This window comes from Aeromonas sp. QDB18, assembly GCF_027705325.1.
Taxonomy (GTDB): Bacteria; Pseudomonadota; Gammaproteobacteria; order Enterobacterales; family Aeromonadaceae; genus Aeromonas; species Aeromonas caviae.
Window position 1 is genome coordinate 1 of the sequence record NZ_JAPDBQ010000068.1, and the last position, 21,377, is coordinate 21,377.

Annotated in this window: 18 protein-coding genes, 1 other RNA gene and 1 pseudogene; 4 read left to right on the forward strand and 16 right to left on the reverse strand. The window is 63.1% G+C overall.

Annotated elements, in window-relative coordinates:
• Positions 1-103: 103 nt before the first annotated feature.
• Entirely contained in the window at positions 104-1,423 is a 1,320-nt protein-coding gene (locus OKC30_RS11720) for an MFS transporter (RefSeq protein WP_270809625.1), read from the reverse strand.
• A 116-nt stretch (positions 1,424-1,539) separates the two neighbouring features.
• Here OKC30_RS11720 and OKC30_RS11725 point away from each other — a divergent pair, with 116 nt between their 5' ends.
• On the forward strand, positions 1,540-1,785 hold the full coding sequence (locus OKC30_RS11725; RefSeq protein WP_041215012.1) for a hypothetical protein: 246 nt from the start codon (positions 1,540-1,542) through the stop codon (positions 1,783-1,785).
• Between the two features lie 124 nt (positions 1,786-1,909).
• Here the strand turns inward: OKC30_RS11725 and OKC30_RS11730 are convergent.
• Positions 1,910-2,660: pseudogene (locus tag OKC30_RS11730) on the reverse strand (class I SAM-dependent methyltransferase).
• A gap of 228 nt (positions 2,661-2,888) precedes the next feature.
• Between OKC30_RS11730 and OKC30_RS11735 the strand changes: the two are divergent.
• Positions 2,889-3,374, forward strand: a complete 486-nt coding sequence (locus tag OKC30_RS11735; protein WP_160837367.1) for a VOC family protein — start codon at positions 2,889-2,891, stop codon at positions 3,372-3,374.
• Between the two features lie 546 nt (positions 3,375-3,920).
• Here OKC30_RS11735 and gcvP read toward each other — a convergent pair.
• The 6 genes from gcvP to OKC30_RS11765 all read right to left on the reverse strand — a co-directional run bounded on the left by gcvP (position 3,921) and on the right by OKC30_RS11765 (position 12,276).
• The gene (gene gcvP / locus OKC30_RS11740) at positions 3,921-6,797 is read right to left on the reverse strand and encodes an aminomethyl-transferring glycine dehydrogenase (RefSeq protein WP_160839125.1); all 2,877 of its coding nucleotides are present in this window, start codon (positions 6,795-6,797) and stop codon (positions 3,921-3,923) included.
• A gap of 232 nt (positions 6,798-7,029) precedes the next feature.
• Positions 7,030-7,419 (reverse strand): glycine cleavage system protein GcvH, encoded by a 390-nt coding sequence (gcvH, locus tag OKC30_RS11745; RefSeq protein ID WP_010675081.1) that lies wholly within the window; start codon positions 7,417-7,419, stop codon positions 7,030-7,032.
• 76 nt (positions 7,420-7,495) lie between these two features.
• Complete coding sequence (gene gcvT, locus OKC30_RS11750) at positions 7,496-8,593, reverse strand: glycine cleavage system aminomethyltransferase GcvT (protein WP_010675082.1); 1,098 nt, start codon at positions 8,591-8,593, stop codon at positions 7,496-7,498.
• Positions 8,594-8,974: 381 nt separating this feature from the next.
• A complete protein-coding gene (locus tag OKC30_RS11755; RefSeq protein WP_160839123.1) occupies positions 8,975-10,195 on the reverse strand; it encodes an FAD-dependent 2-octaprenylphenol hydroxylase in 1,221 nt (406 codons plus the stop codon).
• Positions 10,196-10,295: 100 nt separating this feature from the next.
• The gene (gene ubiH, locus OKC30_RS11760) at positions 10,296-11,519 is read right to left on the reverse strand and encodes a 2-octaprenyl-6-methoxyphenyl hydroxylase (protein ID WP_103858429.1); all 1,224 of its coding nucleotides are present in this window, start codon (positions 11,517-11,519) and stop codon (positions 10,296-10,298) included.
• A gap of 187 nt (positions 11,520-11,706) precedes the next feature.
• Positions 11,707-12,276 carry a UPF0149 family protein gene (locus tag OKC30_RS11765; protein ID WP_042864005.1) on the reverse strand — a complete coding sequence of 190 codons (570 nt, stop codon included), beginning with the start codon at positions 12,274-12,276 and terminating at the stop codon, positions 11,707-11,709.
• A gap of 173 nt (positions 12,277-12,449) precedes the next feature.
• On the opposite strand from OKC30_RS11765, the gene zapA reads away from it, so the two are divergent.
• Positions 12,450-12,782, forward strand: coding sequence for a cell division protein ZapA (zapA, locus tag OKC30_RS11770; protein WP_010675086.1), 333 nt, complete (start codon positions 12,450-12,452; stop codon positions 12,780-12,782).
• A 16-nt stretch (positions 12,783-12,798) separates the two neighbouring features.
• Positions 12,799-12,981: non-coding RNA, 6S RNA (ssrS, locus tag OKC30_RS11775), on the forward strand.
• A gap of 354 nt (positions 12,982-13,335) precedes the next feature.
• On the opposite strand, the gene emrD is transcribed toward ssrS, so the two are convergent.
• The 8 genes from emrD to OKC30_RS11815 all read right to left on the reverse strand — a co-directional run bounded on the left by emrD (position 13,336) and on the right by OKC30_RS11815 (position 21,311).
• Positions 13,336-14,535, reverse strand: coding sequence for a multidrug efflux MFS transporter EmrD (gene emrD / locus OKC30_RS11780; protein WP_039038746.1), 1,200 nt, complete (start codon positions 14,533-14,535; stop codon positions 13,336-13,338).
• Positions 14,536-14,806: 271 nt separating this feature from the next.
• The gene (locus tag OKC30_RS11785) at positions 14,807-16,237 is read right to left on the reverse strand and encodes an ABC transporter ATP-binding protein (RefSeq protein ID WP_270809626.1); all 1,431 of its coding nucleotides are present in this window, start codon (positions 16,235-16,237) and stop codon (positions 14,807-14,809) included.
• Positions 16,234-17,040 (reverse strand): ABC transporter permease, encoded by an 807-nt coding sequence (locus OKC30_RS11790; protein WP_270809627.1) that lies wholly within the window; start codon positions 17,038-17,040, stop codon positions 16,234-16,236. Before OKC30_RS11790 ends, OKC30_RS11785 begins: the two co-directional genes overlap by 4 nt.
• A 2-nt stretch (positions 17,041-17,042) precedes the next feature.
• On the reverse strand, positions 17,043-18,005 hold the full coding sequence (locus OKC30_RS11795) for an ABC transporter permease (RefSeq protein ID WP_160839314.1): 963 nt from the start codon (positions 18,003-18,005) through the stop codon (positions 17,043-17,045).
• Positions 18,002-19,528 (reverse strand): ABC transporter substrate-binding protein, encoded by a 1,527-nt coding sequence (locus OKC30_RS11800; RefSeq protein ID WP_160839312.1) that lies wholly within the window; start codon positions 19,526-19,528, stop codon positions 18,002-18,004. The genes OKC30_RS11795 and OKC30_RS11800 overlap by 4 nt, the downstream gene beginning before the upstream one ends.
• A gap of 195 nt (positions 19,529-19,723) precedes the next feature.
• Complete coding sequence (locus tag OKC30_RS11805) at positions 19,724-20,386, reverse strand: glutathione S-transferase family protein (protein WP_052816370.1); 663 nt, start codon at positions 20,384-20,386, stop codon at positions 19,724-19,726.
• Between the two features lie 31 nt (positions 20,387-20,417).
• Positions 20,418-21,026: a glutathione S-transferase family protein gene (locus OKC30_RS11810; protein WP_052816369.1), complete on the reverse strand. Its 609-nt coding sequence runs from the start codon at positions 21,024-21,026 to the stop codon at positions 20,418-20,420.
• Positions 21,027-21,146: 120 nt separating this feature from the next.
• The gene (locus OKC30_RS11815; protein WP_270809628.1) at positions 21,147-21,311 is read right to left on the reverse strand and encodes a hypothetical protein; all 165 of its coding nucleotides are present in this window, start codon (positions 21,309-21,311) and stop codon (positions 21,147-21,149) included.
• Between the last annotated feature and the right edge of the window lie 66 nt (positions 21,312-21,377).

The window sequence follows — 21,377 nt, forward strand, 5'->3', positions numbered from 1 at the left end:
TGTTTGGAGACAGCCAGTTTACCAGCACCCTGTCTGTCAACTTCCACTTCCCCAAGATCCCGCGAAGAACCTTTTTTTATCCCTGTCATTGGGTCGCCAGCCTTCAGCGCCCCTGCGGCGCGTCCCTCTCCTGCCCCTCTTCACTCACCGCTCTCTCTTCTGCATCAGGCGCGGCATAGCTCGCCGGCACTGCCTCCCCTTCCAGATCCGTTCTTGGCTCCAGCTCCGCCGTCATGGGGGTGTTGGGGGGCACCGGCATGAAGACCTGATGCTCCGTCAGCGGAATGGGGGCTCGCTTACGCCTGCGCCAGCCGAGATAGGCCGACAGCAGCAGACCGCACAGGGCAAAGTAGACGAACAGCCCCTGTGGTCCGAACGTTGCCATGGTAAAGGGGGCCAGCAGCGGACCCGTCATGGCCCCCAGGCTGTAGGCAAGCAGCAACCCCTGGTTTGCCCCCAGCACCTGATCCGGGCGCAGTTCATCGCAGGCATGGCTGAGGCTCAAGGGATAGATGGAGAACGCCATGCCCCCCAGCAGGAAGACAAGAGTCCCCTCGACTGGCTCACGCCAGGGCTCCGGCAGCAGCACCATCCACAACGCGATCAGGGTCAGCAGGGCGCAGAGCAGCAGGATCACCAACCGTCTGTCGTAACGATCAGATGCACGTCCGATAGGATATTGCAGACACATCCCCCCCAGGATCACCAGCGCCATCATGTCCGCCACCTGGGAGAGGGAGGCGCCGCTGTCGGTGAAATAGAGCGGCAACAGCCCATAGATGGCCCCGAGGATGAGGCCCGAGGTAAAGCTGCTGCCCATCCCCGCCGGAGTGAGGCGCACCAGCTCCAGCACTCCCACCGGCTGGGGTGCCACCATGGCCGGCGTCGCCACTCGGGAGAGAGCCAGAGGCACCACGGAGATAGTCGCCGCCATGGCGCACAGGGCGAACGGCGTCAACACCATGGGGTCCACCTGCTTGAGCAGCAGCTGGCCCAGGGCGAGTGAACCGTACAGCAGGATCATGTAGAGGGACATCAACCGCCCCCGGTTCGCCGGGGTGCTTGAGACCAGCATCCAGGACTCCAGCACCACGAACAGGCCGCCGGTGGCAAACCCCCCGATCAGCCGCAGCGCCGCCCAGGTGACAGGCTCCACCACCATGCCGTGCAGCAGAAACAGAAAACAGAGCAGGGAGGCATAAGCCGCATAGGCCCGGATATGCCCCACCCGGATGATGAGGCGGGCATTGATGAAGGTCCCCAGCACCAGGCCGCCGAAATAGGCAGCCGACACCAGACCGATGGCCTGGGCGGACACCTGCTCGGCGGAGAGACGCACCGTCAGCAGGGTATTGAACAGACCGTGACCCAGAATCAAGATCACCAGACTGGTCAGGGGGGACAGCAACCTTGTCAGTGCCATGGAGCCTCCTCGCAATAAAAGGATCATGGTAGCCCCTGCCTCCCGCCCCCTTCAACCCGAATGCCCTCCCCCTGCGGGGCTATGCTTGACGGGAACCCCACATGGAGATCCGAAAGATGAGACTCATGCTGTTGTTGGCCGCCCTGCTCTTTTGCGGCAGCGCCCTCGCCTTCCACTGCCCCATGGACATGAAGAAGATAGACGACGCCCTGGCCGCAGGCCCCGCCCTCAGTGCCGAGCAACTGGCCGAGGTGAAGCAGTTGAGGGCGGACGGAGAGACCTTGCACAACGCGGGCAAGCATCAGGAATCGGTCGATACCCTGGCCAAGGCCATGGCCATTCTCGGCATCGATCAGGGCTGATACCGCCCCTTCGCCGCGCGACGGTCTCTTTCGCATCGCCCGGATACAGACCGCCAAAATGAAACAAGGCCCTCGCCATCACTGGCGGGGGCCTTTTCACTGCGGATGTCAGCGCTGAACGGGGCTACACCCGGCCACTGTAGACCAGGGTGCAATAGTTGAAGGCTATCTTGCCGTCAACGGCATGGCGAGCAAACTCGTGGCGAACGAGCGCCGTCATCTGATCGTGGGCCGGCGTGCCCGCCACAGGCGCATAGGAGGAGGAGTTGAGCCGTCCAAGCACCCCGTCAAGATCGAACAGCTGACTGTTCTCGAAGCGATCGAGCCGGTACTCCCCGGTGAAGAAGGCGCGAAAATGCGCCTCACCGAGGTTGCGATGATTGACCTCCTCGTAATCCCCCGAGTAGGCGTGCAGCCCCTCTTCATAGGCCTTGAGAAACGGGGTGTTCGTCAGCCTGTCATTCCAGATGAGGGCGACCTGGCCACCGGGCTTGAGCAGCCGCTGGCACTCCTGCCGAAAAGCCGCGCGATCGAACCAGTGAAACGCCTGGGCGACCGTCACCAGATCCATCGCCCCCGTGGGCAGGCCCGTGGCTTCCGCACTGCCGTGCAGCCAGCCGATGTTCCCCACCTGGGCGAGCAGCCGTTTGGCGGCTGCCCGCATATCCTCGTTGGGCTCCACCGCCCAGACCCGCGCGACCCGGGGGGCCAGCAGGGCTGGTCAGGATGCCGGTGCCCGCGCCGATGTCCGCCACCTGGGCCTCTGGCCCCATGGCCAGCTCCCTTGCCAGAAAATCCAGCATGGCGCCGGGATAACCGGGTCGATATTTCACATAGGCCTCGACCCGGGTCGAGAATCGCTGGGTACTGTCCATGGCAGACTCCTCTCTTGCTGCGGCCTTCATGCCAGCTCCCGGCCTGGTGACCAGGATCCCCATGCCACTACACTTGACCCCATCATGCAAGCCCCAAGCGGGTGGCAAACGGCGTACAGGCTGGCTTGTCACCCAGCGAAGCAGCAGGCGCTGCGGGCGGCAGGATACCCATCGGGGCGCCCGCTCACGGGCGTCGAAGGACAAACACCAGGATGGAGCTGCGACACAATGAGACCAGTCAAGAACAGGATTTGCCTCTGGTATAACGGGAATGCCGAGGAGGCCGCACGGTTTTACGCCAGCCTCTTCCCCGACTCCGCCGTCGGTGCCGTACACCGGGCCCCGGCCGACTATCCCGCTGGCAAGGAAGGAGACGTGCTGACGGTCGAGTTCAGGGTGATGGGGATCCCCTGCCTCGGCCTCAACGGCGGGCCCGGGGTCAGCCACAACTGGGCGTTCTCGTTTCAGGTGGCTACCCAGGACCAGGCCGAGACGGATCGCTACTGGCACGCCATCATCGACCATGGCGGTCAGGCGAGCGAGTGCGGCTGGTGTCAGGACAAGTGGGGCATCTCCTGGCAGATCACCCCTCAGGTCCTCACCGAGGCGATCACCGATCCCGACCCCGAGGCTGCGAGGCGCGCCTTCGAGGCCATGATGCAGATGGACAAGATTGACATTGCCACCATCGAGGCGGCGCGCCGGGGCGAGTAGCCCGTTCGCACGGGCGCCACACACAACAAGGCCACCCCTGGGGGTGGCCTTGTGCATATTGGCTGTCGCCCTTCACGGCGCTGATCACAACCATTTAAGTTGGAAACTTGTGAGTCAATAATTTCAAGATCTTAGCGACATCCAATGTGACAATTAAGTTAGGGAAAGTGCGAACAAGTATCCCAAGAACAAAAAATGAAAATTTTAGTCATTTAATATCAATGGGTTACCAGTAAATGCTCTCGTGCCATATGACTTATTCGCACCTTCCCTTGCTATCCGCGAAAGTAAACTGTTGGACCATGCTGAACCTCATCCCTGATACCAAGTGAGACTGATAGTCTCACACCAGAGTCTTGTTCGCACCTTCCCCAACACGGCTGAAAGATCAAAATGCGATCATTTTTATAATTTAATGACTCTCAGTCCACGGAATAATAAAAAGGCCCTGCTGTTGCAGGGCCTTTGAGTTTCCAACTTGAATGGTCGGTTTCCAACTTCAATGTCACGGTTTCCAACTTAAATGGCCGTGATCAGGCGCCGCGATTACTTGGCGTAATCCTCGGTGGGCACGCAGGAGCAGAACAGGTTGCGATCACCATAGACGTCGTCGATGCGGTTAACCGACGGCCACAGCTTGCTGGCGCGCACGGCGTCGGACGGGAAGACCGCCTCGGCGCGGCTGTAGCCACGGTTCCACTCTGCATCCATCACGTCGTCCTGGGTGTGCGGCGCATGGACCAGGGGGTTGTCGGCGAGGCTCCAGTGGCCGTCCTGCACCCGGGCAATCTCGGCACGGATGGCGGTCATGGCTTCCACGAAGCGATCCAGCTCGCGCTTGGATTCGGATTCGGTCGGCTCGACCATCAGGGTGCCCGCTACCGGGAAACTCATGGTCGGCGCGTGGAAGCCGTAGTCCATCAGGCGCTTGGCCACGTCCATCTCGCTGATGCCACTGGCTTCTTTGAGCGGGCGGATGTCCAGGATGCACTCGTGGGCCACCCGGCCGTTGCGACCTGTATAGAGCACGGGGAAGGACTCGCCGAGCTTCTTGGCCAGGTAGTTGGCGTTGAGGATGGCGACCTGGGTGGATTTCTTGAGCCCCTCGTCCCCCAGCATGGCGATGTACATCCAGCTGATGGGCAGGATGCTGGCCGAACCGAACGGGGCGGCAGACACGGCGCCGTTGTCACGACTCTCCTTGTCGGTCTTGACCACGGCGTGACCGGCCACAAACGGTGCCAGGTGTTTCTTCACGCCGATGGGGCCCATGCCCGGACCGCCACCGCCATGGGGAATGGCGAAGGTCTTGTGCAGGTTGAGGTGAGAGACGTCCGCACCGATAAAGCCTGGCGCCGTCAGCCCGACCTGCGCGTTCATGTTGGCGCCGTCGAGGTAAACCTGACCACCATACTGGTGAACGATGTCACACACCTCCTTGATGGTCTCCTCGTACACCCCGTGGGTGGAGGGGTAGGTCACCATCAGGCAGGAGAGCTGGTCTCCGACCTCGGCGGCCTTGGCCCGCAGGTCGTCCAGATCCACGTTGCCTGCCTTGTCACAGGCGGTGACGATGACCTTGAGGCCCGCCATCTGGGCGGAAGCCGGGTTGGTGCCGTGGGCAGAGGCCGGGATGAGGCAGACATCGCGATGCCCCTCGCCGCGAGACTCGTGGTACTTCTTGATGGCGAGCAGGCCCGCGTATTCGCCCTGCGCGCCGGAGTTGGGTTGCATGCAGACCGCATCGTAGCCGGTCACCTTCACCAGCCAGTCTTCCAGATCTGCCAGCAGCAGCTGGTAACCCTGGGTCTGCTTGAGCGGCGCGAAGGGGTGCAGCTTGCCGAATTCAGGCCAGGTCACCGGGATCATCTCGGCGGTGGCGTTGAGCTTCATGGTGCAGGAGCCGAGAGAAATCATGGCGTAGTTCAGGGCCAGATCTTTCGCTTCGAGACGGTGGATGTAGCGCAGCATCTCGGTCTCGGAGTGGTACTTGTTGAATACCTCGTGGGTCAGCACGGCGTCGGTGCGCAGGAGATCCTGCGGGATGGCGTGATGGGCCTGCGCCGCCTGGTCGAGGGCCTCCACATCGAGGCCGTGACCCGCCCCAAGGAACAGGTCGAACAGCTCGGCTACATCGCCTCGGGTGGTGGTTTCAGAGAGGGACACACCGACTGCACCATCGAGATCCGCGCGCAGGTTGATACCGAGCCCTTCGGCCTTGGCAATGAGTGCAGCCTTGTCCGACGTCAGTACTGTGAGGGTATCGAACCAGCTTCCGTGCTTGAGAGCCACGCCCTTGGCGGTGAGGCCGAGCGCCAGGATGGTGGTCAGACGGTGCACGCGGGAGGCGATGGTTTTCAGCCCCACCGGCCCGTGGTAGACGGCGTAGAAGCTCGCCATGTTGGCCAGCAGCACCTGGGCGGTACAGATGTTGGAGTTGGCCTTCTCGCGGCGGATGTGCTGCTCGCGGGTCTGCATGGCCATGCGCAGGGCGCTCTTGCCACGGGCATCCTTGGAGACGCCGATGATGCGACCCGGCATGGAGCGCTTGTAGGCGTCGCGGGTGGCGAAGAAGGCGGCGTGGGGGCCACCGTAACCCATGGGCACACCGAAGCGCTGGGCACTGCCGAACACCACGTCGGCACCCAGTTCACCCGGGGATTTGAGCAGCAGCAGGGAGAGCATGTCGGTCCCGACGCAGGCCAGCCCCTTCTGGGCCTGGACGGCGGCAATGAGGGAACGCAGATCGGCCACATTGCCGGTAGTCCCCGGGTACTGGAACATGGCACCGAACACCTCTTCGCTCACGGCCTCGCCCGCAGGGCCGACCACCACATCGAAACCGAAGTGGACCGCGCGCTCCTTGACCACGTCGATCACCTGGGGGTGAACGTCGTCGGCCACGAAGAAGAGGTTGGATTTGGATTTGGCCATGCGCTTGGCCAGCGCCATGGCTTCGGCGGCGGCGGTGGCTTCATCGAGCAGGGAGGCGCTCGCCAGATCCATGCCGGTGAGATCCAGGGTGAGCTGCTGGAAGTTGAGCAGGGCTTCGAGACGGCCCTGGGCCAGCTCGGGCTGATAGGGGGTGTAGGCGGTGTACCAGCCTGGGTTTTCCAGCACGTTGCGCAGGATGACGTGGGGCACGTGGGTGTCGTGGTAGCCCATGCCGATGTAGCTCTTGGCGATCTGGTTCTTGGCCGCATAGCCCTTGAGCTTGGCCAGGGCCTCCACTTCGGTCATGGGGGCGCCGATACCAAGCGGCCCCGGACGACGGATGGCGGCGGGGACCGTCTGCTCAATCAGATCGTCCAGGCTCTCGGCACCCACGGTGGCGAGCAGGGCCCGCAGTTCTTCCTCACCCGGGCCGATGTGACGGCGGATGAAATCGGTTTTTTGCTCGAGTTCAAACAGTGACTGGGTCATTTCCCTATTTCCTGGTAATAGGTCCTGGCATGACATCCTGACAACCAAGACCTGATGTTCCTGTAGCCGGTCGATACCGGCTCCACTCATGTTCTGTGTCCGCCGCGGGCAGACGGGGAATGCGGCAAGGGCATCCCGAAGGCGCAAAGGCTGCGCCTTTCCTGCAACCGCCATGGCCGCAGGATGGCAGTCATACAAGTGGGCCCTGCTGTGTTGGCAGGGCCCGGGGGCATTACTCTTCGTCCACCACGTTCTGGTAGCCTTCGGCATCCAGCAGGTTGGCGAGCTCGCCCGCGTCGTCCAGCTTGATGCGGAACAGCCAGCCGGCGCCGTAGGGGTCGGAGTTGACCAGCTCGGGGCTGCCTTCCAGCTCTTCGTTGACGGCCAGGATCTCGCCGCTCACCGGGCTGTAGATGTCGGAGGCGGCCTTGACGGACTCCGCCACGGCGCAATCTTCACCGGCGCTCACCTGCTTGCCCACTTCCGGCAGATCGACGAACACCATGTCCCCCAGCAGATCCTGGGCGTGCTCGGTGATGCCGACCACGGCTTCGCCGTTGGCTTCAACACGGACCCACTCGTGGGAGGTGGCATATTTCAGTTCGCTCGGGATATGGCTCATTTGTGCTTCCTTTATGCTCTTGGATCGCTTCAACAAAAATGGGGCGGCGAAGGTCAACCCTCACCGCAATCAATGATTACACCAGCGGCTGGCCGTTGCGCACGAAGGCCGGCTTGGTGACTTTCACGGTGACCTGCTTCTTGCGGATCTCCACCTGGGCCTGTTCGCCGATATCGCGGGGCACCCGCGCCAGGGCAATGCTGTAACCCAGGGTGGGCGAGAAGGAGCCGGAGGTGATCACTCCTTCCCGTGTTTCGCCGCTCTCGCTGGTGAAGGTGACCGGCATGCCGGCACGCAGCACGCCCTTTTCTTCCATCACCAGACCCACCAGCTTGGGCTGGTTGCCGGCGGCCTTCTGGGCTTCCAGGGCGGCGCGGCCGATGAATTGGCGGGAGGCAGGCTCCCAGGCCAGGGTCCAGGCCATGTTGGCGGCAAGCGGAGAGATTGACTCGTCCATGTCCTGACCGTAGAGGTTCATGCCCGCTTCCAGGCGCAGGGTATCACGGGCACCCAGGCCACAAGGGGCCACGCCGTTGTCCAGCAGGGCCTGCCACAGATCGCACGCCTTCTCTTGGGGGACCACGATCTCGTAGCCATCTTCGCCGGTGTAGCCGGTGGTGGCGATGAAGAGATCCCCGGCCTGCACACCGAAGAAGGGCTTCATGCCTTCGACCGCCGCATTCTGCTCGGGGGTGAACACCTTGGCCGCCTTGGCCTTGGCGTGGGGGCCCTGCACCGCGATCATGGCAAGCTCGGGGCGCTCGGTCACGCTCACGGCAAAGTCGATGGCGTGATGGCGGATCCAGGCCAGATCCTTCTCGCGGGTGGCGGAGTTCACCACCAGGCGGTAGAAGGTATCGGTCAGGAAGTAGGTGATGAGGTCATCGATGACGCCGCCTTCCGGATTGAGCATGCCGCTGTAGAGGGCCTTGCCGGGGACGGTGAGTTTGGCCACGTCGTTGGCCAGCAGGTGTTGCAGGAAGGCTTTGACCCGCTCGCCGGTCAAATCGACGATGGTCATGTGGGAGACATCGAACATGCCTGCATCGGTGCGCACCACATGGTGCTCTTCCAACTGGGAACCGTAGTTGATGGGCATCTCCCAACCGTGGAAGTCCACCATCTTGGCACCCGCTTCCAGGTGTTTCGGATGCAATACAGTAGTCTGGATCATCGCTGTGTTTCCTTAAGCGTTCGCGACAACACTCGCAATCCGCCCCGGCTCGTCGGGAACTACGGACCACAAGCTCTGTGCTCGTTCCCGCCCGGGCGGGCAGGAGTGATTCCTTGAACGGAGCGGATTATATGACAAGCGTGCCGGGGCACCGCTCAAAAAAAACTAATCCTCACCCGACTCACTGACACCAGACACTAAGGCAAAAACAGTGATAAAAACAGCAAAAACCGCGCCATTGCGGGATTTAATGTTGATTTTTACCGTCCCGTCACAATTTACAGAAAAACGTTTCGCTTCTCGCCAACATTAAAGGCTGACACCCCAAAGGGTCATCTCGCCCTGTCAGATTAGTTTTTTTGTTAAAACCCCGGGGTAAGATTAGATTTTTTCACCCTTGGCCAGGGTGGGCAGCTCCCCATCCAGCCCCATGGCGGCCCGGATCATGCCCTGCTTGAGGGGGCCAAGACCGTCGACGGCGCGAAGCCCCACCCCGCGCACCAGCTTCTTGAGGGGGTTGCTGCCCGCAAACAGTCGCTTGAGCCCCTCCATGGCCGCCAGCATGCGCGCCGCCTCGCTCTTGCGCCAGCGCTCGTAGCCCCGCAGGTTGGCGAGCAGGCCGATGTCCACGCCCTTGCCGTGATGAATGAGGATCTGCTCCGCCAGGGCGGCGGCATCCAGCAAGCCCAGATTCACCCCCTGCCCCGCCAGCGGGTGGATGGTGTGGGCCGCATCCCCCACCAGCACCAGGCGCTCGCGGGCAAAGTCGCGGGCGTAGCGGGCGGTCAGCGGAATGGCGCTGCGAGCCCCCTCCACCTTGCACAGCCCGAGGCGCCCATCAAAGGCGGCGGTGAGCTGGCGGTTGAAGCCATCGTCATCCAGGGCGCAGAGCGCCTCGGCGCGGGCCGCGGGCACAGACCACACGATAGAGCAGAGGTCGGGCTGCCACAGGGGCAGGAAGGCGAGCGGCCCCTGGGGGGTGAAGATCTGGCGCGCCACCGCCTCATGGGGCTCGGCACAACGCACCGTCGCCACCAGGGCGTGATGACCGTAATCCCAGCTGGTGAGGGGAATGTCTGCCTGACGGCGCACCCAGGAGTGGGCGCCATCGGCGGCCACCACCAGCTTGGCCGAGAGGGCCTGGCCATCTTCCAGCAGCAGCAGGGCCCCCGCTGGCCCGCACTGCAGGCTGGTGGCCCGGGCCGGGGTCAGCATCTGGATATTGCTGGCCCCCGCGATGGCGTCCAGCAGCGCAAGCTGGATCACCCGGTTCTCGACGATGTGGCCAAGGGCCCCCTGACGCAGGCTGGCAGCATCGAAATCGATGTGGCCGAAACTGTCCTGCTCCCACACCTGCATCTTCTCATAGGGCTGCAGGCGGCGCGCCACTATGCCGTCCCAGGCGCCGACCCCTTGCAGGATGTGCTGACTCGCGAGGCTCAGGGCACTGACCCTGTTGTCCGGCGTCTCACCAAGCGTTGCATCGGGCAGCCGGCCTTCCACGATGGCCACCTTGATCGCCCGGTTCTTGAGGGCGGCAGCGAGCCCCAGGCCCACCATGCCCCCCCCCACGATCACCACATCCACATCTTGCATCTGCATTCTCTTGTGTCCTTTCCGGGCGAGTCGCCAGGATCTGCGAGGCGACGCCCACAGGCGTGCCTCTTGCTCGAAATCGTCTTTGCCGCCGGAGCGACAGCGCTTATTGGCCGCACACCTCGTCCACGAATCCCAGGGTGCGGGAGGCGAGCGGTGCCTTGAGCCAGGGCACTCTGCCCATCAGGGAGAGCGCCAGATTGCGGCCCACCACCAGGGGAGCGTGATGGTTTGAGAAGAGCTGGGCCAGGGAGGACGTGAGCCAGACGGTCTGGGCCTGATCGTCCCGCCGCTGCTGCCAGTAGCCGCTTAGCACCTCAAAGCCGCCGATGTCTTCCCCCGCCGCGAGCGCACGGGCCAGGGTCCGGGTCAGCACGTCCAGATCCCGCATGCCGAGGTTGAACCCCTGACCGGCGATGGGGTGCAGCAGGTGGGCGGCGTTACCCACCAGCACGGTGCGCTGGGCCAGCGGGTAGTCGGCCACCGTCAGCACCAGCGGATAGAGGTGGCGCACGCCTGTACGCTCGATGCGCCCGAGGCGCCAGCCAAAAGCCTGCTGCAGACGGGCGAGAAAGGCGGCGTCATCCAGTGCAAGCAGCCCCTGTGCCTCGTCCCGCGGCACGCTCCACACCAGGGAGGAGAGGCCGTCCTGCATGGGCAGCAGGGCCAGCGGCCCTCCATCGGTGAAGCGCTCGAAGGCCCGTCCGGCGGGATCCTCGGCGGTCTTGACGGTGGCGATGATGGCGCTCTGGCCATAATCGTGGCGACTGACCGGCATCTTGAAATGCTGGCGCACGAAGGAGTGGCCCCCGTCGGCCGCCACCAGCAGCCGGGTGCGGTAGCGCGCGCCGCCCTCCAGGGCGAGCGTCACTCCCGCCTCGTCGGGGTCGATGGCCTCAAGCCTGGCCGGGCACAACATACGGATCTGCGGGCAGGCGGCGATCGCCTCTTGCAGCACGATGCCCGCCGCCGACAGCTCGATCACCTGACCGAGGGCGGGTAGACCATACTCCGCCGCCGACAGCCGGGTCTGGCCACAGTGGCCCCGATCCGACACATGGATATGGGTGATGGGGGAGCAGTGGGGTACCAGGTGCGGCCAGAGGCCGTGACGAGCCAGCGCCTCGCAGGTACCGGCGGAAAGCGCGATGGCACGGGCATCGAAACCGGGATGAGCATTGAGCTCGGGCGCACTCGCCTCCAGCAGCAGGATCTGCAGGGGGGCGCCATCCTGTCCTTTCAGGGCGGCAAGGGAGAGGGCCAGCACGGCACCGCTCATACCACCGCCGACGATAGCCACGTCGACGTGAACCAGATCAGATTGAGACATGAGAAGAGGGCATAGGCGAAAAAACGTGGGCCAATCCTACCACAAAGGTGGCGGACGGGATGCGAAGCCACGGGCAAAAAACCGCTTTGGCGCCATGGGTTAGCAGAGTACCTCCCCTGCTCTCACCCCTTGTAAAACAGAAAGAGCGCCGTGATGCGCTCTTTCATTGACCCGCTGGGCGGGCAGATCAGTGCAGGGTCGGCGGCGTGCTCGGCGCGGCCGGGCGCTTGCCAAACTCCTCGAACGCCATCATGACCCCGAGGCGCACGTGTTCGTAGAGCACCAGGAAGGAGGCTTCGTTCTCTTCATCTTCCTGATCGAACTCGGCAGAGACCTGGGTGATGCTGGCGATGTCCTGAATCATCTCCTGCAGCTCTTCGGATGCCTTGGAGAGCTCCTGTTGCACCACGCCAAAGCCGGCCAGGAAGGCCTGGGACCAGTCCACCAGCGAGTCGATGCGCTCATCGAGCGGCGCCTCGTCGCTTGGCAGCAGCAGCTCGACGCCCTTTTGTGCCATCAGACTCTCGATCACCTCGTGATAGAGGTCGGTCATCACCTGGCGCACCGGTGCCGGCAGACCGAAACCGTCGTTGATCAGATCATTGAAATGGGGCTGCCAGCTTTTGTCGTCCAGGGCCACGCCACCGCACACCAGGCCGCAGATCACGCCATGGGCCTCGACGGCCGTCGCCATGAGGTCGTGCTGTGCCATCAGGTCCGCCACGGCGGCGTATTTCAGGGGGTTTGTTTTGCTCATCTAGGATCCGCTCAAAGTTCAGGCAAATATGCAGAATTTATGGCCGAGATCCTAGCATTCTCCCCCTGCCAGAGCCAGCAAGGCCTTGAAACTTCTGCATCTGCGCTATATAGTCCCGCCCAGTTGTCCACGTGGATAAAGGCGGAAATCAGCCCCGCCGTATTGAGGAAGGCATGAGCATAGAGGCCGTAGAAATCGTCATTCTGGGACGTCCCTACAAGGTGTCCTGTCCCCTGGGACAACAAGATGCCCTGCGCCAGGCCGCCGACCAGCTGACCGACAAGCTCATCGAGCTTCGTCAACGTTCCAAGGTCTCCAGCAACGAACAGCTGGCCGTCATGGCAGCGCTCAATTTCTGTCATGAGCTCTGCCTTGAAAAAGAGAAAAACCACCAATACTCTGAGACCATGGACAAGCGGATCAAGATGCTGCAACGCACCATCGAAGCCGCCTTGATCGAGCACGGACAATACGGTGAATCCAGCGAAGAGGCGCAACAGCCCTAATCGCACCGAGTTTTGAAATTCCCTGGAGTGTTTGTCAGCCGGTTCAAGTCCCCGAGCCGATATTCATACCAAACAGGGGGTCTGCCTTCTGGCTATTGAGCATGCTCGGCCCGACCGAGAAGCCTGCGGCCAGATTAGATCTCCGCCTTGAACCGACGGTTCAAGGGCCCAAACCGGCAACGGCATCTCCGGGGTACCTACCCAAAAAAAGCCCGTAATCACGACGGGCTTTTTCTTTGCCTGCGCGGTACCCCCCCTTCCACTCCCCTGCGGCGTCCCGCCACCCGGCAGGAGGCAGTAAAAAGCCCGCCAACGGGGCGCAATGCTGTTCACTTAAGAGAATTTGAGTTCCAGTCCACGTAGTATCAGGGCTAAAAAATGAGGGAGGCATGATGCCTCCCTCTTTCTATTGCAAGCCACGCTGGATAAAGGCTGAAGGAACATCGACTGGAAACAGCCTTGCTCCCCCAACTCAAGTCGCATTTATGAATAATTAGTCAAAAATGTGCTTATCTGAACAGCATTGCGCCAACGGGGCGGGCTCTTGGCCGTGTCAGACGGCCATCTGCTCGTGGGGCGCGCCGTGGTGGCGCAGCCACACAAAGCTCAAGGCCACGATCAGCACCATCACCGTCATGATGGCCCCCAGGGTCACCTGCCCCGTCATCGGGAAGCTGGCGGCCAGCAGGGTTACCACGCCAGCCCCCAGATTCTGCATGCCCCCGAGCACGGCTCCCGCGGTACCCGCCTGGCCCGGGAAGGGCTCGATGGCACAGGAGGTGGCGGTCGGATAGAGAATGCCGCTGCCAATGAAGTAGACCGCAGCCCCGCCCACCAGGGAGGCAGCGCTCACCATGCCGAGCAGCCCGGGTACCAGGATGATGAGCGACCCCAGGGCCAGGAAGGCGATGCCAAGGCGCATCAGCTTGCCCTGGCTCAGGCGAAAACTCAGTCTGGCGGAAAGCCAGGCGCCGAACAGATAACCGGGCAGCGGCAGCACGAACAGCACGCTGACGGTGCGGGCACTCAGCTTGAGCACGTCCCCCAGCAACACCCCGGCCGCCGCCTCGAACACCGCGAGGCCGGCAAAGGTGGCCATCAGACAGAGCAGGTTGCCCTGAAAGCGCGGGTTGCCGAGCACATGACGATAGGCGGCGCCCACCCGCAGCGAATGCTGGCGGGCGGATGCTGGCAGCGTCTCCCCAAACCAGGCCAGCAGCGCCAGGGTGGTCAGGGCACCAAAACCGAACAGGAACCAGTAGCCGGCACGCCAGTTGAACAGCTCGGTGAGCCAGCCGCCCAGCACAGGTGCCAGCAGGGGGGAGAAGATGACCCCCATGCTCACCAGGCTGTTGGCACGGTTGAGCTCGGCGCCACTGTAACGGTCGCGCATCACGGTCCGGCTCATGGCGCCCCCTGCCCCGGTGCCCAGCCCCTGGATCAGGCTGCCCGCCAGCAAGGCGGTGAAGCTCGGGATCAGCTGGATGGTGAGGGTGCCGACCAGGAAGATCATCATGCCGATGATGAGCACAGGACGACGACCGATGCGATCCGACAAGGGGCCATAAACGAACTGGGAGAGGCCGTAGGGAATGAGGTAGCAGGCCATCACCGCCTGCAGCTGGCCGGAGGCCACATGGAAGTCCCCCGCCATCATGGGAATGGAGGGAACATAGAGGGTCTGGGTCATCTGACCCACGGCGACCATCAGGATGGTCAGGAAAAACAGGGGATAGAAGCTGTGCCGATACATACTGTCGTCCGAAAAAAATCAAAAAGCCGCCACCCTCCGGGCAGGGATCTGCAGGAGGTGTCTGACAAAGGTCGTTGAAGAGGAACAAGGCGGAGGACCCGCACCCGCCAGCAGCAGGACACTCTCTGGCTTACGACAATCTTAGTGATTCATATCACAAAAAACGAACGAAACTTTATAATCTGCTTACCCAAGTTTTTCTAATGCGACGGGGCCCAAGGCCCCGTCACTGTCGTCTCATCATGGGGGAAGGATTCATCCTGTCCCCTCTTTACCCCACTCTTCTCACCTCGGCCGACGCGCCTTCGAACATGGGGGTACCCGCCTCCCCCAGTCTCAGACAACGAGGAGCAACCTTGCCGGCCAGCCCTTCGTCATGGGTCACCAGCAGCAGGGCGCAGCCTATCTCTCCCAGTTCCTCCAGCAGACAGGCGATGGTCTGTTGCTGGCTCAGGGGATCGAGCCGGGACGTGGGCTCATCGGCGAACAGCAGCACGGGGCGCAGCAACAGGGCCCGGATAAGCGACAGCCGCTGCAGCTCCCCTCCCGAGACCTGGTTTGGCAGGCGTGTCAGCAGCCGTTCATCCAGCCCCAACCGGGCCAGATAGTCGACAAGCCGATGGCGGGGCAGCCTGTGCAGACGCAGCACATCATCGAACTGGGTGGCGAGGCGCACCCGGCTGGCAAAGGCCTGCACCGGATCCTGATAGAGCTTCTGCCAGCGGCAGGGGGCTATCCCTTCCCGGCGCAGCACCTCCCCTTGCAGGGGGCGTTGCAGACCCAGCAGCACGTTGCCGAGGGTGCTCTTGCCCGCGCCGCTCGGCGCCATGATGGCCATTCGCTCCCCTTGCGCCAGGGCAAGGTCGAACCCCGTGAACAGGGGTTGATCCCCATATCCCATGGCAAGCCCCTTCCCGCGGATGAGCCAGTCACCGGTAGGAGGGACGACCGCCTCGGGCCAGGCGGAGGGCTCCGCCGCCAGCAGGGCCCTGGTATAGGCATGGGATGGCGTGTGCAGCACACGCTCGGCGGGCCCCTGTTCCACGATCTCTCCTCCCTTGACCACCAGCACCCAGCCCCCCAATTCGCGAGCCAGGGAGAGATCATGGGTGATGGTCAGCAGATGGCGTCCACGGGCCAGGTAGCCCAGCAACAAGGCACCCAGCCTGGCTGCGGCCCGGCTGTCGAGCCCCTTGGTGGGCTCGTCGGCCACCAGCAGACGGGCCTCCCCCAGGGTGGCGGCGGCAAAGGCCGCGCGTTGGGCCATGCCTCCCGAGAGCTGGTGTACAAAGGCGCCCTCCCGCCCGGCCAGTCCAAGCCGCTCGAGGGCGGCGCGGGCCCGCGATCGGGCCTCCTTGCCCCCTGGCAGCCACCCTTCCTCCACCTGGGCAAGCAACCCCATGGTGGGATCCAGCGCCAGCACCGGCTCCTGGGGCAGCATCGCCAGCTCCCGCCCCCAGAGAGTGCGCAGGCGAGGCGTGTCGGCCAGGTTGTGATGGCGGCCACCCGACACCATCTCGCCCCGGCCTGTCAGGGGGGCTGGCAACGTCCCCATCAGGGCATGAGCCAACAGGGATTTGCCCGAGCCGCTCTCCCCGATCAGGGTCAGGGCGCTGCCGGGATGAATGGTGAAATCCAGCGCCTGCAACAGGGTTTTCTGGCCATCATCGACCTGCAACCCCTTGATATGAATGGCCGTCATGAGGTGGCTCCTTGTGAAGATGGCATGTCAAGGCCGCGCGTCTGATGAAGCAGCACCAGAGCCAGCAACATCAGCCCCATGACAAGAATGGGGGCCAGTAGCAGACGGGGAGCCTCCTGATAGTGGGGCAGCGCCTCCGTCATCATCAACCCCAGCTCGGGCGTTGGCGGCTGAATGCCTACTCCGACAAAGCCCAGGGTAGAGAGGGTTAGAATGGCACCCGCTAGGCCGAAGGCCATCATGGTGAGCAACTGGGGGGCGAGCTCGGGCCAGAGATGGCGCCGCACCACATGGGCATGGCCGAATCCCAGCAGACGGGACGCCTCCACCTGGGGCGAGGCGAGCAGCCCCCGGCTGCGGGCACGCACCACCCGGTAATACTCCACCCACTGGGCCATGGCCAACCCGAGATAGAGGATGGCAAAGCCACCCTGGGCCATGGCGGAGAAGAGCAGCACCAGCAACAGGCCTGACAGGGCCAGCACGCCGTCGGCCAGGCTGCGCAGCAGACCGTCGACCCAGCCGCCGCGCCAGGCCGAGAGCCAGCCCAGCAATGACCCCAACAGCGCCGCCGTGATGACGCACAGCAGTCCCAGCAGCAGGGAGAGCCGGGTTGCCGCCGCGAGGCGCGCCATCAGGCTGCGCCCCATCTGATCCCGCCCGAGGGGCTCCTGCCAGGAGGGATCAGCCAGAAACTGTGCCAGATCCTGAGCCGCCGGATCGGGCCAGAGCACGGGGCCCAGCAGGGCAAACAACACCACCAGCAGGAGCAGGCCCAGCCCCGTTTTGACAGACAACGACATGATCAGGACTCCTTGGGACCACGGGGGGCAATGGCAAGACAAAGCAGATCGGTGAGGGTATTGAGCAGCACGAAGAGCACCGCCAGCACCAGCACGGTCCCCTGAACCATGGGGATATCGCGCCAGAAGATGGCGTGCACCAGCGCATGGCCGATCCCGGGCCAGGCAAACAGGCTCTCGACCACCACGACCCCCTCGATGAGCAGCACCAGCTGCACGCTGGTGTAGGCGATGATGCTGACCCCGGTGTTGCGCAGACCGTGACGCCAGAAAACCCGGGCCGGCGAAAGCCCCTTGGTGAGGGCAAATCGGTAATAACCGGACTGCACCACGGTGAGCACGCTTTCACGCACCACCCGGGAGAGCACGCCGGAGAGCCCCAATCCCAGGGTCAGGGCGGGCAGCAACAGGTTGCTCCCCTCCCCGTGCCCTGCCGCACTGACCCAGCCCAGCTCCACCGAGAGCATCACCATGAGCACCAGGCCGAGCAAGAAGGGGGGCAACGCACGCATCAGCACGCTCCAGCCCAGGGTCAGGCGATCACACCATCCCCCCGGGCGCAGCGCACTCAGGCTGCCAAGCGGCAGCGCCACCACCAGCGCCAGCACCACGGAGGCGCTCGCGAGCGTCAGGGTGGCGCCCAAGTGATGACCCACGTCGGTGGCGACCGGTGCGCCCGTCACCAGGGAGCTGCCGAGATCCCCTTGCAGCAAGGCCCACAGCCAGTCGCCAAAACGGACAAGGGCCGAGCCGGCCAGCCCCAGCTCGCTGCGCACCGCGTTGGCCGCCTCGGCGGTGACATAGTCATAGCCATAACGACCCGCCGCGATGCGAAAGGCGATGTCTCCGGGCAGGGACTGCACCATCAGAAAACAGAGTCCGGCCACCAGCAGGGCAACCACCAGCGCCTGCACCAGACGCTGACCCAGTATCCCCATGACGCGAGACAAGGGTGTCGCTGTCATCGTGCGCTCCATGTCAACTTGTCCAGGCCATAGCTGCGCTCCTGGGGATCGAGTTCAAACCCCTCCAGCCCCCGACTGACCGCCGCGCTCTGGCGGTACCAGGCGATGGGCAGGAGCGGCAACTCCTGTTGCAGTGTCGTGGCTATCTCCCGGCGAGCCGCAACGGCGTCTGTGGGCGACAAGGCTTGCGTGGCAAGGCGGGTCAGTGTTTGCGTCATGGCCGGGGAGTGCCAGTTCATCACCCCCCAGTCCGCACCGGCAGGGGCCAAGTCCCCCAGCAAAGTGACCAGGGGATCCGGTACCAGGGCATAATTGCGGGCGTAGAGACCAAGCTGGAGCGAGCCGTCCTGATGGCCCGCCGGGATCTCGCTCGAGTTGCCCACAGCCACCTTGAGATCGACCCCCACCGCCTTCCACTGCGCCTGCAGTGCCGTGGCGAGGAGCGGCAGCTCCGGACGGCCAGGGAAGGTACGCAAGGTCAAGGCGAAGCGCTCTTCCCCCTTGCGCAGCACACCGTCCTCCCCCGGCTGCCAGCCTGCCGCCGCGAAGGCCGCCCGGGCCGCCTTGACGTCATAGGCAAGCGGCGTCAACCCGAGCTGGTGCCACTCCCCCAGAGTGGGAGGAAAGAGCTGGGTTGCCGCCATCTCGGGATCCCGCAGCAGGGCGGCAGCCATACCACGACGATCGATGGCGAGACTCAGGGCACGGCGCACCACCGGATCGCTCAGACGAGGGTCGGCGCCATTGAGCTTGAGCTGGATGGTCCGTGGCAGGGTAACCGAGGCGATGGAGACCCGTGACGCCTGCTGCAAGCGGCGGATGCTGACCGGATCCAGCCCCCAGGCAATATCGGCCTGACCGCTCTCGGCCATCAGGGTGCGGCTCTCTGCACGCCCCACCGTCAGGTAGCTGACCTCCTCGATTGCGGGCCTGGCCCCCTGCCAGCCGTCGAAACGCACAGTCTCTATCCGCTGGGGTTGTTGCAGGCGGGTGATACGGTAGGGGCCAGAGCCTATCACCTGGGTTACCTCCCCCTTGGCATCGTAGGCGGCCTTCGCCAGGATCTGGGTGCTGGGGTGGGCCAGCACGGCCGGCAGGGAGGCGAAGGGTTCGCTCAGGGTGACCTTCAAGACGCCATCTCCAGCCTCGATGGACGCAATGGGAGCACTGGTCATCACGCCGGGCTTGCGCCAGGCCTGTTGCAGGGCAAAAGCGGCCTGCTCGGCGCTCACCTCGCTGCCATCGTGAAAACGGGCCCCGGGGCGCAATGTGAATCGCCACTGCAGACCGTCATCGCTACGCGACCACTCACTGGCAAGCCCGGGTTGCAGATTGCCTTTCCCATCGACATCCACCAGGGTCTCCGCCACCTGCATGCGAGTAAAGAAGACCCCGTTGCTGGCGGGGTCGACACTGTGGATCTCCCAAGGCCCCACCATGGCAAGCGGTTTGCCGTCGGCTGCAGTCGTTCCTGCCATCAGAGCCAGGGCGAACCACCCGGCTGCGGTGCATTTTTTTGTCATCCTTTCCATCCAAGCTTCATGTTCATCAACCAAAGAGGCAACGTTATAACATAACAATTAATCAGGAAGAATGACTTTTGATTTTTGATAAATGGCTTATTTGAAAGACAAAAAGCGACTGCGATGCAGATCGTCAAACAACGGGGAGTCAAAGGGGAATAAAAAAGATGGCCCGTCAGGGCCATCATGATGGCGTCAGCGAGTCACCATCTGCTGCGCCCGCTTGACCTGATCCTCGGGGCTCTCATTGCGCGGTGGAATGGTGATGCCCTTCTGGCAGGCGGGCCTGGCTTCCATGCGTGCCATCCAGGCCTGCAAATGCACCAACCCCTCGATGGAGATACCACTCCAGTCGTGGATGCGCACCCAGGGCCAGGTAGCGATGTCGGCGATGCTGTACTCGTCTGCCAGATACTCATGGTGTGCCAGATGGCCGTCGAGCACCTCGAACAGGCGTCGCCCTTCCTTCTGGTAACGCTCGATGGCGGCCGGGATCTTCTCGGGGAAATAGCGATAGAAGACGTTGGCCTGCCCCATCATGGGACCGACGCCTCCCATCTGGAACATCAGCCACTGGATGGCCTGGGAGCGGCGCTTGGGATCCTGAGGCAGCAACTTGCCGGTTTTTTCCGCCAGATAGATAAGGATGGCGCCGGACTCGAACACCGCGAAGTCACCATTGTCCCGATCGATGATGGCCGGGATGCGGCCATTGGGGTTGATGGCCAGGAACTCGGGCTTCTTCTGCTCCATGGTCGCGAAATCAAGGGGAATGACCTTGTAGGGCAGCCCCAGCTCTTCGAGGGCGATCGACACCTTGAACCCGTTGGGCGTGGCGGCAGTGTACAACTCTATCATCTTGGACTCCTTGAACGTTCAGGGGAAAGGATCAGGCCTGGGCGCTGGGCCGGGCACTCACCCGGTCATGCCAGTCCTGCAAACGGGGCTGTTCGGGGGTGATACGCAGGCCAACCACCTTGCCAAAATCAATGGTACAGAGGGCAAGAATGTCGGCGATGGTGAAGCGCTCCCCCGCAATATAGGGCACCTCGGCAAGACGGGCATCAAGCTTGTCAAACCAGATCTGAGCCTGTTGCTTGCACTCCTCCCCCCATTCGGGGAAGACCCGCTCCCGGTCTTTGTAAAAACCGGTGATATGACGAAACGCCATACCGGTCGGCAACCAGAGGTTGAACTCGATGAAGCGACTCCACATCTCTATGGTGGCGCGCTCCAGCGCGGTGCTACCAAACAGGTTCGGCTCGGGGTGGAGCTCTTCAAAATAGCGGCAGATGGCCAGGGTTTCACTCAGACAGGTTCCGTCATCGAGTTCCAGCACAGGAATGCGCCCGGCCGGGTTCTTGGTCAAAAAGGCGGGCGCCAGGTTTTCCCCCGCCCCCAGATCGACCTGTTGATATTCCATCTCGATCCCCTTCTCCGCCAGAAACATTCTGACCCGACGGGCATTGGGGGCTCGTCTCAACTCATAAACCTTCATGTCACCTCCGTCGACGAACACACAGTGAGCCGCTGCGCAGGCCATAGCAAAGCGGCACAATGTCGGTCAGTTATGACAAATATTGTGCCGCTTGAACAGCCCGCATCGAGGGGGAGATGATTAGCTGCTCAGTCCCCCTGGTTGGCGCTGGCGCAGCAAGATAAGACGGGAAAGCAGCGGGAAATAGGATTCAAACTTGCTTTGCAGCACCAGGCTGCAGGCAGGATCCGCCAGTTCGGCCTCATCCAGCAGAATACCGTTGGAAACGAAATAAAAATGGTTCATCGCGGCTTTCCGGGGAAGGCCGCCTTGATTTTCAGAAAAAAGTATTCTGAGTCCCTAAATCCATAT

Coding starts and splice junctions, on each gene's coding strand:
- OKC30_RS11720 (WP_270809625.1), bottom strand. CDS start 1,423: ATGGCACTGACAAGGTTGCTGTCCCCCCTGACCAGTCTGGTGATCTTG.
- OKC30_RS11725 (WP_041215012.1), top strand. CDS start 1,540: ATGAGACTCATGCTGTTGTTGGCCGCCCTGCTCTTTTGCGGCAGCGCC.
- OKC30_RS11735 (WP_160837367.1), top strand. CDS start 2,889: ATGAGACCAGTCAAGAACAGGATTTGCCTCTGGTATAACGGGAATGCC.
- gcvP (WP_160839125.1), bottom strand. CDS start 6,797: ATGACCCAGTCACTGTTTGAACTCGAGCAAAAAACCGATTTCATCCGC.
- gcvH (WP_010675081.1), bottom strand. CDS start 7,419: ATGAGCCATATCCCGAGCGAACTGAAATATGCCACCTCCCACGAGTGG.
- gcvT (WP_010675082.1), bottom strand. CDS start 8,593: ATGATCCAGACTACTGTATTGCATCCGAAACACCTGGAAGCGGGTGCC.
- OKC30_RS11755 (WP_160839123.1), bottom strand. CDS start 10,195: ATGCAGATGCAAGATGTGGATGTGGTGATCGTGGGGGGGGGCATGGTG.
- ubiH (WP_103858429.1), bottom strand. CDS start 11,519: ATGTCTCAATCTGATCTGGTTCACGTCGACGTGGCTATCGTCGGCGGT.
- OKC30_RS11765 (WP_042864005.1), bottom strand. CDS start 12,276: ATGAGCAAAACAAACCCCCTGAAATACGCCGCCGTGGCGGACCTGATG.
- zapA (WP_010675086.1), top strand. CDS start 12,450: ATGAGCATAGAGGCCGTAGAAATCGTCATTCTGGGACGTCCCTACAAG.
- emrD (WP_039038746.1), bottom strand. CDS start 14,535: ATGTATCGGCACAGCTTCTATCCCCTGTTTTTCCTGACCATCCTGATG.
- OKC30_RS11785 (WP_270809626.1), bottom strand. CDS start 16,237: ATGACGGCCATTCATATCAAGGGGTTGCAGGTCGATGATGGCCAGAAA.
- OKC30_RS11790 (WP_270809627.1), bottom strand. CDS start 17,040: ATGTCGTTGTCTGTCAAAACGGGGCTGGGCCTGCTCCTGCTGGTGGTG.
- OKC30_RS11795 (WP_160839314.1), bottom strand. CDS start 18,005: ATGACAGCGACACCCTTGTCTCGCGTCATGGGGATACTGGGTCAGCGT.
- OKC30_RS11800 (WP_160839312.1), bottom strand. CDS start 19,528: ATGACAAAAAAATGCACCGCAGCCGGGTGGTTCGCCCTGGCTCTGATG.
- OKC30_RS11805 (WP_052816370.1), bottom strand. CDS start 20,386: ATGATAGAGTTGTACACTGCCGCCACGCCCAACGGGTTCAAGGTGTCG.
- OKC30_RS11810 (WP_052816369.1), bottom strand. CDS start 21,026: ATGAAGGTTTATGAGTTGAGACGAGCCCCCAATGCCCGTCGGGTCAGA.
- OKC30_RS11815 (WP_270809628.1), bottom strand. CDS start 21,311: ATGAACCATTTTTATTTCGTTTCCAACGGTATTCTGCTGGATGAGGCC.